Source organism: Burkholderia metallica, from assembly GCF_902832845.1.
Taxonomy (GTDB): domain Bacteria; phylum Pseudomonadota; class Gammaproteobacteria; order Burkholderiales; family Burkholderiaceae; genus Burkholderia; species Burkholderia metallica.
The window spans coordinates 453,818-468,631 of sequence record NZ_CADFDB010000004.1 but is presented as its reverse complement, the minus strand read 5'-3'; the positions used below and the strand labels follow the sequence as shown (position 1 = coordinate 468,631).

Annotated in this window: 17 protein-coding genes; 6 read left to right on the top strand and 11 right to left on the bottom strand. The window is 67.8% G+C overall.

The genetic code is table 11. The annotated features are described in order from the left end of the window. Positions 1-16: 16 nt before the first annotated feature. Positions 17-907 (bottom strand): alpha/beta fold hydrolase, encoded by an 891-nt coding sequence (locus HWX08_RS14985; RefSeq protein ID WP_174920582.1) that lies wholly within the window; start codon positions 905-907, stop codon positions 17-19. 105 nt (positions 908-1,012) lie between these two features. Between HWX08_RS14985 and HWX08_RS14980 the strand changes: the two genes are divergently transcribed. Beyond that, positions 1,013-1,909, top strand: coding sequence for a LysR family transcriptional regulator (locus HWX08_RS14980; RefSeq protein ID WP_174920583.1), 897 nt, complete (start codon positions 1,013-1,015; stop codon positions 1,907-1,909). 40 nt (positions 1,910-1,949) lie between these two features. Here the strand turns inward: HWX08_RS14980 and HWX08_RS14975 are convergent, their stop codons facing one another. The 4 genes from HWX08_RS14975 to copC form a co-directional block, all read right to left on the bottom strand. Then, positions 1,950-2,870: a LysR family transcriptional regulator gene (locus HWX08_RS14975; RefSeq protein ID WP_174920584.1), complete on the bottom strand. Its 921-nt coding sequence runs from the start codon at positions 2,868-2,870 to the stop codon at positions 1,950-1,952. 168 nt (positions 2,871-3,038) lie between these two features. Further along, the gene (locus HWX08_RS14970) at positions 3,039-3,812 is read right to left on the bottom strand and encodes an SDR family oxidoreductase (protein WP_069257363.1); all 774 of its coding nucleotides are present in this window, start codon (positions 3,810-3,812) and stop codon (positions 3,039-3,041) included. A gap of 183 nt (positions 3,813-3,995) precedes the next feature. Beyond that, entirely contained in the window at positions 3,996-4,496 is a 501-nt protein-coding gene (locus HWX08_RS14965) for a DinB family protein (RefSeq protein ID WP_174920585.1), read from the bottom strand. A 63-nt stretch (positions 4,497-4,559) separates the two neighbouring features. Next, the gene (copC, locus tag HWX08_RS14960; RefSeq protein ID WP_174920586.1) at positions 4,560-4,934 is read right to left on the bottom strand and encodes a copper homeostasis periplasmic binding protein CopC; all 375 of its coding nucleotides are present in this window, start codon (positions 4,932-4,934) and stop codon (positions 4,560-4,562) included. A gap of 115 nt (positions 4,935-5,049) precedes the next feature. On the opposite strand from copC, the gene HWX08_RS14955 reads away from it, so the two are divergent. After that, positions 5,050-5,751 carry a pseudouridine synthase gene (locus tag HWX08_RS14955; RefSeq protein ID WP_069257366.1) on the top strand — a complete coding sequence of 234 codons (702 nt, stop codon included), beginning with the start codon at positions 5,050-5,052 and terminating at the stop codon, positions 5,749-5,751. A 105-nt stretch (positions 5,752-5,856) separates the two neighbouring features. Further along, positions 5,857-6,045 carry a hypothetical protein gene (locus HWX08_RS14950; RefSeq protein WP_069257367.1) on the top strand — a complete coding sequence of 63 codons (189 nt, stop codon included), beginning with the start codon at positions 5,857-5,859 and terminating at the stop codon, positions 6,043-6,045. Here HWX08_RS14950 and HWX08_RS14945 read toward each other — a convergent pair. Next, positions 6,028-7,065, bottom strand: a complete 1,038-nt coding sequence (locus tag HWX08_RS14945; RefSeq protein WP_174920587.1) for an NAD-dependent epimerase/dehydratase family protein — start codon at positions 7,063-7,065, stop codon at positions 6,028-6,030. The genes HWX08_RS14950 and HWX08_RS14945 overlap by 18 nt on opposite strands. A 108-nt stretch (positions 7,066-7,173) precedes the next feature. On the opposite strand from HWX08_RS14945, the gene HWX08_RS14940 reads away from it, so the two are divergent. The 3 genes from HWX08_RS14940 (at position 7,174) to HWX08_RS14930 (ending at position 10,162) form a co-directional block, all read left to right on the top strand. Beyond that, positions 7,174-8,205 carry a CDP-6-deoxy-delta-3,4-glucoseen reductase gene (locus HWX08_RS14940; RefSeq protein WP_174920588.1) on the top strand — a complete coding sequence of 344 codons (1,032 nt, stop codon included), beginning with the start codon at positions 7,174-7,176 and terminating at the stop codon, positions 8,203-8,205. 294 nt (positions 8,206-8,499) lie between these two features. Then, entirely contained in the window at positions 8,500-9,684 is a 1,185-nt protein-coding gene (locus tag HWX08_RS14935) for an acetylornithine transaminase (protein WP_069257370.1), read from the top strand. A 13-nt stretch (positions 9,685-9,697) separates the two neighbouring features. Further along, a complete protein-coding gene (locus HWX08_RS14930; RefSeq protein WP_174920589.1) occupies positions 9,698-10,162 on the top strand; it encodes a GNAT family acetyltransferase in 465 nt (154 codons plus the stop codon). Between the two features lie 24 nt (positions 10,163-10,186). Here the strand turns inward: HWX08_RS14930 and HWX08_RS14925 are convergent, their stop codons facing one another. The 5 genes from HWX08_RS14925 to HWX08_RS14905 form a co-directional block, all read right to left on the bottom strand. Then, complete coding sequence (locus HWX08_RS14925) at positions 10,187-10,858, bottom strand: DUF2278 family protein (protein WP_107313222.1); 672 nt, start codon at positions 10,856-10,858, stop codon at positions 10,187-10,189. Between the two features lie 273 nt (positions 10,859-11,131). Then, positions 11,132-11,848 carry an ABC transporter ATP-binding protein gene (locus HWX08_RS14920; RefSeq protein WP_069257373.1) on the bottom strand — a complete coding sequence of 239 codons (717 nt, stop codon included), beginning with the start codon at positions 11,846-11,848 and terminating at the stop codon, positions 11,132-11,134. Beyond that, positions 11,848-12,624, bottom strand: a complete 777-nt coding sequence (locus HWX08_RS14915; RefSeq protein WP_069257374.1) for an ABC transporter ATP-binding protein — start codon at positions 12,622-12,624, stop codon at positions 11,848-11,850. Before HWX08_RS14915 ends, HWX08_RS14920 begins: the two co-directional genes overlap by 1 nt. A 23-nt stretch (positions 12,625-12,647) precedes the next feature. Continuing rightward, complete coding sequence (locus HWX08_RS14910) at positions 12,648-13,817, bottom strand: ABC transporter permease subunit (protein ID WP_174920590.1); 1,170 nt, start codon at positions 13,815-13,817, stop codon at positions 12,648-12,650. A gap of 18 nt (positions 13,818-13,835) precedes the next feature. After that, on the bottom strand, positions 13,836-14,786 hold the full coding sequence (locus HWX08_RS14905; protein ID WP_006488946.1) for a branched-chain amino acid ABC transporter permease: 951 nt from the start codon (positions 14,784-14,786) through the stop codon (positions 13,836-13,838). Positions 14,787-14,814 lie beyond the last annotated feature (28 nt).

The window sequence follows — 14,814 nt, the reverse complement described above, 5'->3', positions numbered from 1 at the left end:
GCCGCTCCGACGCGCATCAGCCGTGCTCGCAAAACCCGAGGATCGCGTCGGCGACCGCCGCCGGCGCCTCGCGCTGCGGAAAGTGACCGACGCCGTCCAGCACCTGCCGTTCGTAGCGCCCCGCAAAGAACCGCTCGCGCCTGGCCGAACCGTCCGGATGATTGCAGGTGTCCGCGCCACCGTGCAGCACGAGCGTCGGCAGCGCGAGCACCGGCGCGGGATTCAGCCGCGCATCGTCGTCGGCGTAGGCCGGCGCGCCCGGTGCGAATCCCCACCGATGCCGGTACGAATGCAGCACGACGTCGATCCAGTCGGGCCCGTCGAATGCCGCGGCGGCCGCGTCGAAATCGCCGTCGCGATACCAGCCCGGCGGCGACCACGTATCCCACATCAGACGGGCGAACGCGCGGCGATCGTCACGCAACGCCTGCTCGCCGCGCGGCGTCGCCGTGAACCAGTGATACCAGTAGTTGCGCGCCTGCAGCAGCGACAGCGGCTGCCCGGGATCGTTGGTGCCGTACCCGACCGACAGCATCACGAGATGCGACGCGGCGCCGTCGCTCAACCCGCACGCGTTCGCGGCCGCCCGCGCGCCCCAGTCGTGCCCGACCAGCACGGGCCGCTCGATGCCGAGCGCGGCGACGAAGTCGAGCAGGTCGCGTCCGAGCGCCGCAAGCTGACCGCTGCGCGGGATCGATGCGTCGCGAAAGCGGGTCGGCGCAAAGCCGCGCAGCGCGGGCGCCAGCACGCGGTAGCCGCGCGCGGCGAGCGCCGCCGCCACCGCGCTCCAGCCAATCGGGCTGTCCGGCCAGCCGTGCAGCAGCACGGCCACGCGCTCGCCGCGCGGGTTCCATTCGAGATAGGCAATGTCGAGCGACGCAGTCGTCGCATGCGCATAGGTCGTCATCGTGCACTCCGTCGGGTCGTCCGAGTGCACGATGGTAGGCCGACATATCATCACGATTCACGGAGTATTATGGTTCATTCTTCGAGTATTGCGTTGAATTGATCCATGGAACCGCTGACCGATCCCGCGTCGACCGCGCTCGACATCACGCTGCTGCGCACCTTTCTCGAAGTCGTCGACAGCCACGGGTTCGCGCCGGCCGCGGAACGGCTCGCACTGACGCCGTCCGCCGTCAGCGGCCACATCAAGCGGCTCGAACAGGCGGCCGGCGCGGTGCTGCTCGCGCGCACGACACGCCGCCTCGCGCTGACGCCGGCCGGCGACACGCTGTACGCATACGCACGCAACATCGTCGACATGGAGCGCGAAGTGCGCGCGAAGCTGCGCGGCGCGCCGGCGCACGGGCCGCTGCGGGTCGGCGCATCCGAGGATTTCGCCGGCGCGTGGCTGCCGCACGTGCTGCGCACGTTTCGCGATCGCCACCCGCGCACGTCGATCGAGCTGAAGGTCGGGATCACCGCGTCGCTGCTGCGCGAGCAGACGCTCGGCCGGCTCGACGTCGTGTTCGGCAAGCAGTGCCGGCAGGTCGATACGCCGGGCGAACTGCTGTGGGAAGAGCCGCTCGTGTGGGCATTCGCATCGGACCGCACGCTCGATGCGGGCGGCGACGTGCCGCTCGCGCTGTTTCCGCAGCCGTGCGTCTATCGCGAAGCCGCCGTCGCGGCCCTCGCCGCCGCGCTGCAGCCGTTTCGCGTGCTGTTCGAGAGCGGCAGCATGGCCGGCTGCGTGTCGGCCGCGCTCGCGGGCTTCGCGGTCACCGCGCTGGCGCGCAGCCAGCTGCGCGACGGCCTGCGCGAATGCGGGCCGCAGGACGGTCTGCCGGCGCTGCCGGCCGCGCGCTTCTATGCATTCGCGGCAAAGCCGGACGGCGCCGGCGCGGCATTGATCGACGCGGTGCGGGAAACCGGGCGCAGCCGGCGGTTCGGCGCGCTGCCCGGCTGAACCTTGCGCGACGACACGCGGCGCAAACCGGCCGCGCCGGTCAGGCGCCCTCGCCGCCCTTCGTCAACGCGCTCGCCATCAGCTCCCCGAACCACTCGACGAACGCATTGAGCCGGCGCGAACGATGGCGCCGGTGCGGATACACGGCCGACACGTCCATCGGCGCGGCGCGGTGGCCGGGCATCACGTCGACGAGTACGCCGCTGTCGAGCAGATGCGCGACGTCGAAGCGCGGAATCTGGATCAGCCCCATCCCGGCGATACAGGCGGCGATATAGGTTTCGGCGTTGTTGACGATCACGCGGCTCGGCAGCGCGAGCGTCTGCCGCTGGCCGTCCGTGCAGTATTCCCAGTCGAGTTCGCGCCCCGTCGTCGGCGACGCATAGCCGATCGCCCAGTGTCCGTGCGCGAGCGCATCCGGATGGTCGGGCACGCCGCATTCGCGCAGGTAGTCGGGGCTCGCGCAGTTGATCAGCGTGAACTGCCCGAGCGGCCGCACGACGAGGCTGCTGTCCGCGAGCCGCCCGACGCGGATCGCGCAGTCGACGCCCTCCTGCACCAGATCGATCGAACGGTCGGTCGAGCCGAGCGACAGTTGCAGCTTCGGGTAGCGGCGAAACAGCGACGGCAGCGCGGGCGCCACCACGCGGCGTGCAATCCGGCTCGGCACGTCGACGTTCAGCCGGCCGATCACGTCGCGCTCGCGGCGGCGGAACAGGCGATCGAGGTCGTCGGCTTCCGCGAGCAGACGCCGGCCGCGTTCGACCAGCAGCGCGCCGTCGGCGGTGAGTTGCACCTGGCGAGTCGTGCGATGCAGGAGTCGCGTGCTAAGCGCCGTCTCGAGCTGCTGGACGGCCGCCGACACGGTTGCGCGCGGCACGTCGAGCGCGTGCGCGGCCTTGATGAAGCTGCCCATCTCGGCAACCTGCAGGAAGATTCTGACCTGATCCAGCTTGTCCATCGGCGGGGAGCGGGGGTTCGGACGATCGTCGTCGCCGCCGGCCGTCGCGCGTCGCGGCGGTGCCTGACGGCACAGGAAAAACGGGCGCGCAGCCGCGAGGCCGGGCGCCCGTCCATTGTCCACGCAAACGCGCCATTACGGTACGCCGCGCGGCCCGTTGCGTGGCGGTTACTTGGTCGTGTAGCCGCCGTTGATCAGGATCGTCTGGCCGGTGATCCACCAGCCGTCGGTGACGAGATGGCGGATGAACGGCACGACGTCCTCGATGTCGGTCAGGCCCGTCTTGCTGAACGGCGACAGCGCGGCGGCCGTCTTGTGATACGCGACCGCATCGGCGCCTTCGGCCGGATAGAAGAACGGCGTGTCCATCGGGCCCGGGCCGACGGCCGTCACCGAGATCCCGCGCGCGCCGTATTCCTTCGACGCCGCGCGCGTGAAATGCTCGACCGGCGCCTTCGATCCTTCGTAGGCCGCATAGAACGGCGTGAACGCGCCGAGCAGCGACGTCACGAGCGTGACGAGCTTGCCGTGATCCTCGAGGTGCCGCCCCGCTTCCTTGATGAAGAAGAACGCCGACTTGCTGTTGACCGCGAACATCTCGTCGTACTCGGCCTCGCTGATCTCGGTGAACGGCTTCTTCAGCACCTTGCCGACCGTGTTGATCGCGATGTCGATCTTGCCGAAGCGCTGCTTCGCATCGTCGAACAGCTTTTCGACCGCGGCGGCCGTCGTCAGGTCGCCCTGGAACGTCGCGGCTTCCGCGCCGGCCGCGCGCACCGCGGCGGCCGTCTCCTCGGCCTGCGCGTGCGATGCGGCGCTGTTGTAGTGGATCGCCACCGCCTTCGCGCCGTGGCTCGCCAGGTCCCGGGCGATCAGGCCGCCGAGATTCTTTGCGCCGCCTGCGATCAGGACGACCTTGTCTGCCAGCGTATGAGTGGCCACGGTTGACTCCTTTTTTCGTTGAACGAAGCTAGGAGTGTAGGCACGCGCGACGCACCGGTCAGCCAGTCGCGGCTGGATGGATTATCCAGAAAAACGATCCAATCGAAGCCGCGCAAAGTAGCGTGCCGCACCGACAACCGCGCCCGAATCTGCGACCAGTCGCCTGCGCGAATGCCGGCCGGCTCAGCGTGCGTACAGCACTGCGTCGATCTTGCCGAGCAGCCACTGCATGCCGGCCAGATGCTGCTGGTCGTGGCTGCACAGGTAGTGAAGGAGCCCGCGCACGGTCAGCGAACCGTAGCCGTCGAACCTGCCGGTGCGCGCGAGCTGTTCGGGCGTGAGGCGCGACACGAGATCCAGCGTCTCGCGCCGCGCGTCGCGGATCGCCGCGAGTACGTCGGACGCATACGCGTCGTTGTAGCGGCGCTCGATCGCGAGCGCGTCGCCGTCGATCGACACGAGCAGCGGATCGTCTTCGTCGAGCATCCGCCGCAGCCGCACGTGATAGCCGTCGATCTCGATGTCGCGCACGTGGCACAACTGCCCGAGCGGCGAGAAGTGTTCGCTCGGGATCCCGGCCCAGTCGTCGGGCGTCCAGCGCGCGTAGCCGTCGGGGACGGCCGCGAAATGGGCTTCGAGCTGACGGGGGAAATCGGCGAGTGCGTCGAGCGTCGTCGGATTCATGCGGGACTCCCTGTCGGATAGGGGCGGCGGCAGCCCTGGCACGGGCCCGCCTGCGCCGTTGCGTCACTTCACGGTGAAGCCGTACGCGCCCTGCGTGCGATGCCCGTCGGTCGCGACGGCCACCCATTTCACCGTGTAGGCGCCCGCGCCGAGCGCGGTGAGCGGCACCGTCATCCGCTTGCGGTTCGACGCGTCGATGCATGCGCGGCCGTCGGACACCGTCTTGCCGCCGCCGTCGACGACGACGATCGAGCTGAACGCCGGCTCCAGCGGCTCGGTGAAGTCGATCGTGACGGCGGCCGGTGCGGCGGCGGCCACCGCGCCCGCGGCCGGGTCGCTCTTCGCGAGGTGCGCGTGTGCGAACGCGGCCGACGAGACGGTCGCGGCGGCGATGACGGCGGCGGCCTGGCGGCCGAACGGGAACGAAGCGAAAGGCATGGACTTTCCGTGAAAAATGAACGGGCGCCGCGCCCCCGCGCGGCGTACCGGCAGCTTACCAGTGCAGGCGGGTTCATGCCGCCCCACCGCCGCCGCTTGATAGAATGCGCGCGCTATGGATCTCGAAAGCATTCTCTACACCCAGGGCTTCGGCTCGCGCCGCCAGTGCCGCGGCCTGATCGAAGCGGGCCGCGTCGCCGTGGCGGGCGCCGGCGCGACCGACCCCGACGCCGCGTTCGACACCGACGGCCTCGTGTTCTCGGTCGACGATACCGCGTGGCCGTTCCACGCGCGCGCGTATCTCGCGCTCAACAAGCCGGCCGGTTACGAGTGTTCGCGCGATCCGCAACACCACGCGAGCGTGTTCAGCCTGCTGCCCGCGCCGCTCGTCGCGCGCGGCGTGCAGTGCGTCGGCCGGCTCGACCAGGACACCACGGGCCTGCTGCTGCTGTCCGACGACGGCCAGTTCGTGCACGCGTACACGTCGCCGAAGCGCAAGGTGCCGAAGACCTACGTCGCGACCGTGCGCCACCCGCTCGACGACACGCAGCTCGCCGCGCTGCGCACCGGCGTGCAGCTCCACGGCGAGCCGAAACCGATCGCGGCGCTCGCCGCCGACGCGCGCGACACGCACACGCTCGCGCTGACCGTTCTCGAAGGCAAGTACCACCAGGTCAAGCGCATGGTCGCGGCGGCGAGCAACCGCGTCGAAGCGCTGCATCGCGAAAGTATCGGCGGCTTCGCGCTGCCTGACGACCTCGCACCCGGCGCCTGGCGGTGGCTCGACGACGCCGACCTTGCTGCCCTGCGCAAGTAAGGGAAAATCCGCACGACCGTTCGAGGTTCGACCGCATCTCGACCGCAGGTTCCCCCGCTATACTGAAATCACAAGCTGTACAAGCAGCGATGCAGGGGAGACATCATGAACGCCAACCATACTTTCGAGCTGTCGTCGGTGATGATCGCGTTCGCGGTCATCGGTGTGATCGTGATCGGCGGGCTGCTGGCCGCGATGCACATGAAGCACAAATATCATCCGAACCTGATTGGCGCGCTGATCGGTGCGCTGCTGTGCTTCCTGCTGATCGAGGCGTTACCGGCGCTCACCTGACGCGCTGCCCGGCGCGAGCGTTTGAAGGAAATCGTCTACGGTCGGATAGCGCAACGTCACGCACAATTCGGCCTTGAGCCGTGTGTTGGACAGGCGTCGCGACTCGCGCATGAACGACAGCAGCGTCGGTTCGAGCTGGCGCTCGGCGTCCGTACGGCTGATGCGCGGCGGCTTCGGCAGGCCGAGCGCCTGCGCGACCCGGTCGAAATACTCCCCCATCCGCAGTTCGCTGTCGTCCGACGCGTGCACGGCACGCGCCGGCCTGCCGCGTTCGGCCGCACGGCGCAGGATCGCCGCGAGATCGTCCGCGTGGATGTGGTTCGTGTAGACGTCGTCGGCCGGCTCGAGCGCCGGCGTGCCGCGCTCGAGCCGCGCGACCGGCAGACGGTTCGCCGCGTAGATGCCCGGAATGCGCACGATGCGCGCGGACAGCACGCCGCGCACCGTCGCCGCCCGCAGTTGCCGCTCGGCCGACACGCGCCGGAACGCACGCGGATTCGCGGGGCGCAGCGGGTGCGTTTCGTCGATGCGGGCCCCGCCGCAATCGCCGTATACGCCCGTCGTACTGGCGTAGACGAGCGTCGGCGCGCGAAGGCCGTCGGGTACAATACGCGCTCCCCGAACGGGCGCACCGGCCTGTCGGGTCGCGAAGCGCAGCGTTCGAAGCCGGCCGATCGCCGGCGCCGGCGGTGCCGCCGGCCGTCGCGCGGGCATGCACGTTGCGGCGATCAGCGCACGCGTCCGGCGATCGTCGCGCCCGTCGGCCTGCGGCGGCGCGAGATGCAGGATCGTGCGGGCGAGGCCCGCGACGCGGTCGAGCGTCGCCCGGCGATCGAGGTCGCCGACGATCGGTGTCGCGCCCGCGGCGCGCAGTTCGTCGCGGCGGGCCGGGTGGCTCGTCAGCGCGAAGATCCGCAGGTTGCGGCGCGTGTCGCGCCATTGCGCGACGCAGCGCATGCCGACGTCGCCGCAGCCGACGATCAGTGCGCGCGGCCGGCGCAGGATTCGAGTCGCGATCATGTTGGTTGCGAAATCAGTAGCCGCCGTTGCGCGACGCGCAACGGGCTTGCATTGTAGCTGCCGTGCTCGACATGCACGGTCCCCCACATCTTGTTCTAGTTTGGTTCTATGGCATTCAACGTCACTCTCAAGCAAAGCGGCCGGCAATTCCAGGTCGAGTCGGACGAAACCGTGCTGGCCGCCGCGCTGCGCCAGAACGTCCACTTGCCGTACGGCTGCAAGAACGGCGCGTGCGGCTCCTGCAAGGGCCAGATCGTGTCGGGCCAGATCGAACAGGGTCCGCACGCCGCATCGGCGCTGTCCAACGACGAGCGCACGCGCGGCCTCGCGCTGCTGTGCTGCTCGAAGGCGCAATGCGACCTCGAGATCGACGTGCGTGAAATCGCCGGCGTCGACGGCGTGCAGGTCAAGAAACTGCCGTGCCGGATCGCCGCGCTCGAGCGCAAGGCCGGCGACGTGATGGTCGTGCGGCTGCAACTGCCCGCCAACGAACGCCTGCAGTATCTCGCGGGCCAGTACGTCGAGTTCATCCTGAAGGACGGCTCGCGCCGCAGCTACTCGATGGCGAACGCGCCGCACGAGGAAGGCCCGATCGAGCTGCACATCCGCCACATGCCGGGCGGCAAGTTCACCGACCACGTGTTCGGCGCGATGAAGGAGCGCGACATCCTGCGCTTCGAAGGCCCGCTCGGCACATTTTTCCTGCGCGAAGATTCCGACAAGCCGATCGTGCTGCTCGCGTCGGGCACGGGCTTCGCGCCGATCAAGGCGATCATCGAGCACGTGAAGCACATGGGCATCACGCGCCCGATGACGCTCTACTGGGGCGCGCGCCGCAAGAAGGACATCTACCTCGGCGAGCTGGCCGAGCAGTGGGCGCGCGAAATCCCGAACTTCAAGTACGTGCCGGTGCTCTCCGAGCCGGACGCCGGCGACCAGTGGACGGGCCGCACGGGCTTCGTCCATCGCGCGGTGATCGAGGATCTGCCCGACCTGTCGGGCCACCAGGTGTATGCGTGCGGCGCGCCGGTGATGGTCGAGTCCGCGCAGCGCGACTTCACGCAGCACCACGCGCTGCCGGCCGACGAGTTCTACGCGGACTCGTTCACGAGCGCCGCCGATCTCGCGCATCCGGTCTGAGCGCCGGGCGCGAGCGCGCCCCGCTGCGCGCCGCCGTGTCACATCCGTGGCATCGCGGCGGTTTACAGTGGGGCGCGGGATGCCTTATGCTTGCGCACATGAACTGCTTCCTGTCCGCCCTTCGACGTCGCCGCTCGCCGCTCCGCCCGGATGCCGCAGGCTCGTCACGGACTCGCGCGTAACCTCCACACTGCTTCACCGGTTACGCACAAGCTGTTCGAACCCATCAGCCACGGCCTTCCGTGGCTTTTTTATTGCCCGTTTCCCTTTCAACGTCCGCTGGAGTCTGCTGCCATGCCCCTGAACGATTATCCGATCGACTCGCTGATGTACATCACGAACCGCCCCGACATCGTGTTTACGCACGGCAAGGGCTCGTGGCTCTACGATCACACCGGCAAGCGCTATCTGGACTTCATCCAGGGCTGGGCCGTCAACAGCCTCGGCCACTGCAACGACGGCATCGTCGAAGCGCTGAAGACGCAGGCGGAAAAGCTGCTGAACCCGTCGCCGGCGTTCTACAACGAGCCGATGGCGAAGCTCGCGGGCCTGCTCACGCAGCACAGCGTGTTCGACAAGGTGTTCTTCACGAACAGCGGCGCGGAGGCGAACGAAGGCGCGATCAAGCTCGCGCGCAAGTGGGGCCGCAAGTTCAAGAACGGCGCGTACGAGATCATCACGTTCGACCATAGCTTCCACGGCCGCACGCTCGCGACGATGTCGGCGAGCGGCAAGCCGGGCTGGGACACGATCTACGCGCCGCAGGTGCCGGGCTTCCCGAAGGCCGAGCTGAACGACATCAACTCGGTCGAGAAGCTGATCACCGACAAGACCGTCGCGGTGATGCTCGAGCCGATCCAGGGCGAAGGCGGCGTGATTCCGGCCACGCGTGAATTCATGCAGGCGCTGCGCGCGCTGACGAAGCAGCACAACCTGCTGCTGATCGTCGACGAAGTGCAAAGCGGCTGCGGCCGCGCGGGCACGCTGTTCGCGTACGAGCTGTCCGGCATCGAGCCGGACGTGATGACGCTCGCGAAAGGCATCGGCGGCGGCGCCCCGCTCGGCGCGCTGCTGTCGAAGGCCGACGTCGCGGTGTTCGAGGCCGGCGACCAGGGCGGCACGTACAACGGCAACCCGCTGATGACGGCGGTCGGTTATTCGGTGATCTCGCAGCTCGTCGCACCCGGGTTCCTCGAAAGCGTGCGCGAGCGCAGCGAATACCTGAAGCGCAAGCTGCTCGAGCTGTCGGAGGAGCGCGGCTTCGAAGGCGAACGCGGCGAGGGCCTGCTGCGCGCGCTGCTGCTCGGCAAGGACATCGGCCCGCAGATCGTCGAGAAGGCGCGCGACATGCAGCCCGACGGCCTGCTGCTGAACGCCGCGCGGCCGAACCTGCTGCGCTTCATGCCCGCACTGAACGTGACGACCGAAGAAATCGACCAGATGATGGCGATGCTGCGGTCGATTCTCGATACGCTCTAAGGAGACCCCGCCGATGGATACCGCCGCCGATGCCGCCGATGCCGTCGCAATCCGCCCGTTCGAGCGCGCCGACACCGAGGCCGTGCTCGCGGTCTGGCGCGACGCGTTCCCGCAGTACGAAGACGCGGACGCGCCGCCGCACCGCGATCCGCTGCGATCGATCGAGCTGAAGCTCGCGACGCAGCCGGAACTGTTCTTCGTCGCGACCAGCGGCGCACGCGTGGTCGGCACGCTGATGGCAGGTTTCGACGGGCATCGCGGCTGGCTCTACTCGTTCGGCGTATCGAACGACGCGCGTCGGCTCGGCATCGGCCGCGCGCTGATCGCGCATGCGGAACGCGCGCTCGCCGCGCGCGGCTGCCTGAAGATCAACCTGCAGGTGCTGCCCGGCAACGACGATGCGTGCCGCTTCTACGCGGCGCTCGGCTACCGCGTCGAGGAACGCATCTCGTTCGGCAAGACGCTGCCGGCCGCTTGAAGCAAAGGCCGGCAGCCGCACACCTCAGCGCGTGATCGGCCCCGCGCCGGGCAGCGGATTGCCGAGCGCGTCGGTCGGCACGGCCTGCTGCTCGAATGCGGCGAAATACGCGGCCCACTGCGTGTCGCTCACGCGTACGATCAACGCGCCGTCCTGCCAGATGTCGTTGTGATCGTTGTGGTCGTCGCCCGCGCGGTGCAGGTAGTTGGGGCCGGTCGACCCCTGGTTCATGTGCGTATCGTGGATGCCGTTGCCTTCCGCATACGAGCGGCCGAACACGACGACGTCGAGCCCCTGCGACTGCGCATCGTTCACGAGCCGCAGCAGCGACGGGATCGGCTCCGCATGCTCGGTGCCGTCCATCACGGCGCTCGCGCGCCACGCGCCGGTTTCGTTCAGGATGTCGCTGCGCAGGTAATCGAGCGCGGGCAATGCAGTCTGCCCCGTCAGGTCCGTATAGCCTTCGGCCGCGGCCGCGAGCGTCTGCGTGATCGGGTGGTGGAAATCGTAGACGAGCTTGTAGTTCAGCAGGTCGTCCGCGTCGTTGGTGCCGACGTTGATCGCGACGTCCCAGTCGCCGCCCGGCAACGCGAGCGTCAGGTGGACGTGATACTGGGTCTCGCTGCCGTGCTGCGAGCCCTTCAGCTTCGCCACCGATGTCACCTTCGCCTTCACGAAACCGTAGTCCAGACTCATGCGTGCTCTCCGTGTGCCGATCGGCCGTCGATGCTACACGGCCCGTGTGTCGGTTTGCGGGGGACGGGCGTCGGGCGACCGCCTCCGGCATTCCCGCGCTGCGTACGCGCCGCAACAGTCCAGTGGAGTCGCATCCACCCGAACAAGTTCGCACCGAATCGCACGGCACGAAAAAAAAGCTGTCACGGCATCCCGTGACAGCTTTTCGAAAGCCCGGGTGCGACGCGCGCGGCACATGCCGCCACGCGTCACCGGGCCTGATCGTTCACCCGATTACTCGCCCAGATACGCGGCACGCACCTTCGGATCGTCGAGCATCTGCTTCGCATCGCCTTCCATCGTGACCATGCCCGAATCCATCACGTAGCCGCGGTCGGCCGCCTGCAGCGCGAGGCGCGCGTTCTGCTCGACGAGCAGCACCGTGATGCCCTCCTTCGAGATTTCACGCACCACTTCGAAGATCTTCTCGACCATGATCGGCGACAGGCCCATCGACGGCTCGTCGAGCAGCAGCAGCTTCGGCTTCGACAGGATCGCGCGCGACATCGCGAGCATCTGCTGCTCGCCGCCCGACAGCGTGCCCGCGAGCTGCGTCGCCCGCTCCTTCAGGCGCGGGAAGAAGCCGAACATGCGATCGACGTCCTTCTTGATCTGCTCTTTGTCGTTGCGCAGGTACGCGCCCATCTGCATGTTCTCGACGATCGACATCCGCGCGAAGATCCCGCGGCCTTCCGGCACCATCGCGAGGCCGCGCTTGAGCAGCTCGTGCGACGGCACGCCCTTGATCGACTTGCCGTCGTACTCGATGTCGCCCGCCGAATAAGCCTTGAGACCCGTGATCGCCTTCATCGTCGTGGTCTTGCCTGCGCCGTTCGCGCCGATCAGCGTCACGAGCTCGCCCTGACGGACTTCCATGTCAACGCCCTTGACGGCCTGGATGCCGCCGTAGTTGACCTGCAAGCCCTTGATTTTCAACATTGCCGCTGCCATCAGTGCACCCCTGCGCCGAGATATGCCTCAATCACCTTCGGATTCTTCTGCACGTCCTGCGGCAGACCCTCGGCGATCACCTTGCCGTAATCGAGCACCGTCATCCGGTTGCACAGCCCCATCACGAGCTTCACGTCGTGCTCGATCAGGAGAATCGTGCGGCCGTCCGAGCGGATCTTGTCGAGCAGGCGCGTGAGTTCGACCTTCTCGGTCGCGTTCATCCCGGCCGCCGGCTCGTCGAGCGCGAGCAGCTTCGGGTCGGTCGCGAGGGCCCGCGCGATTTCCAGCCGGCGCTGGTGGCCGTACGACAGGTTGCGCGACGTGTAATCGGCGTACTGCAACACGCCGACGTACTCGAGCAGCTCGATCGCGCGTTCCTTGATCTCGCGCTCTTCCTGGCGTTCGGCCGGCGTCTGGAACACCGCGCCGAGCAGCCCGTGCTTGGTGCGCACGTGGCGGCCCACCATCACGTTCTCGAGCGCCGTCATCCCGCCGAACAGGCGGATGTTCTGGAACGTGCGCGCGATGCCGGCCTTGGCCACCTGGTGCACGGCCGTCGGCGTGTAGTTCTCGCCGTCCAGCTTGAAGTCGCCGGAGTCCGGCGTGTAGAGGCCCGTGATCACGTTGAAGAACGTCGTCTTGCCGGCGCCGTTCGGGCCGATCAGCCCGTAGATCTCGCCTTCGCGGATCTGCAGACCAACGTCGGACAGTGCCTGCAGCCCGCCGAAGCGCTTGTTCACGCCCTGCACGGACAGTCGGATTTGCTTGTCGCTCATGTGTATATCCCCTTGTCCGTCGGTTAGGCGCGCACCGGCTTCTTGCTGTTGCGCTTCGCCAGCTTCGCGATCCTGTCCTCATGCTTCGGCGCGGGCCACAGGCCTTCCGAGCGGTACAGCATGATGACCACCATCGCGAGGCCGTACAGCGCCTGACGGATCACTTCCGTATCGACGACGTCATGACCGAACAGCGCGTGCTGCAGCGGGCTCATCGTCGAGCGCAGGAATTCCGGGAAGACCGCGAGCAGCACCGCGCCCAGGATCACGCCCGGGATGTGGCCCATCCCGCCGAGCACCACGCACGCGAGCACGACGATCGATTCCCAGAACGTGAACGACTCGGGCGACACGAAGCCCTGGAACGCACCGAACATCGCGCCCGACAGGCCGCCGAACGACGCGCCCATCGCGAATGCGAGCAGCTTCACGTTACGGGTATTGATGCCCATCGCCTTCGCCGCGATTTCGTCTTCGCGAATCGCCGCCCATGCGCGACCGATACGCGAGTGCTGCAGGCGTGTACACACCCAGATCACCAGCAGCGCGCACAGCACGAACAGGTAGTAGTACATGTAGACCGACGGCAGCTGGAAGCCGAAGATCGAATGCGTCAGCGACAGGTTGAAGCCGCCGACGTGCACCGGATCGATGCCCGTGATCCCCTTCGGGCCGTTGGTGATGTTCACCGGACGGTCGAGGTTGTTCATGAAGATCCGGACGATTTCACCGAAGCCGAGCGTCACGATCGCCAGGTAGTCGCCGCGCAGGCGCAGCGTCGGCGCGCCGAGCAGGATCCCGAAGGTCGCCGCCAGCGCCATCGCGATCGGCACGATGATCAGGAACGGGATGTGCAGCCCGTTCGGCGCGAGCGCCGCGATCCACTCGAACTGCGACGTCAGGTGCGGCGAGCTCAGCAATGCCGCCGTGTAGGCGCCCACCGCGTAGAACGCGATATAGCCGAGGTCGAGCAGGCCGGCGAAGCCGACCACCACGTTCAGGCCCAGCGCGAGCATCACGTACAGCATCGCGAAGTCGAGCACGCGGACCCAGTAGTTGCCGCCGGCCGAGCCGATGATGATCGGCGCGGCGATCACGAAGGCGGCGGTCAGGATGCCGATGATGACGGTCTTGGCGGTATTGCGCTCTTCGACGAGCGACGTCGAGGATTCGATCGGTTGAATGGATGTCATGTTGTTTGCTCCCTTCCGTTACGCGCGATCCGCGACACGTTCGCCCAGCAGGCCGGACGGACGGAACACCAGCACGATGATCAGCACGATGAAGGCGAACACGTCCTGATAGTTGCTGCCGAATACGCCGCCCGTGAGGTTGCCGATGTAGCCGGCCCCGAGCTGCTCGATCAGGCCGAGCAGCACGCCGCCGACCATCGCACCGCCGAGGTTGCCGATCCCGCCCAGCACCGCGGCCGTGAATGCCTTCATGCCGGGGATGAAGCCCATGTAGAAGTGCACGTTGCCGTATTCGGATGCGATCATCACGCCGGCCAGCGCGGCGAGCGCGGAGCCGATCATGAACGTCGCCGAGATCACGAAGTTCGGGTTCACGCCCATCAGGCTCGCGGTGTTCGGGCTTTCCGCGATCGCGCGCATCGCACGGCCGAGCTTGGTCTTGTGCACGAGCAGGAGCAGGCCGCCCATCACGATGAACGCCACCGCGATGATCACGATTTCAGTGACCGAGATCACGGCGCCGGGCGTCGTGTCGGTCGCCTTGATCACGTTGATCGGATCGGTCGGCAGCAGTTGCGGGAACGGCAGCGGGTTGCGCGACCAGATGATCATCGCAGCGGTCTGCAGCAGGATGGACACGCCGATCGCGGTGATCAGCGGCGCGAGGCGCGGAGCGCGACGCAGCGGCCGGTACGCGACCCGTTCGATCGTGAAGCCGACGAACGCGCAGACGACCGCGGCGATGCCCAGGCCGATCGTCAGCGTTGCGACGTTGCCGAGTCCGGGGAAATGGTTCTGCAGCACGGTGATGGCCGACAGCGCGACCATCGCGCCGATCATCAGCACGTCGCCGTGCGCGAAGTTGATGATGCCGAGAATGCCGTACACCATCGTGTAGCCCAACGCGATGATGGCGTAGACACTGCCGAGCACCAGCCCGTTGAGAACCTGCTGGACGAAAATATCCATTTAAAGCTCCTTGGCCCGTGCTGCCGGA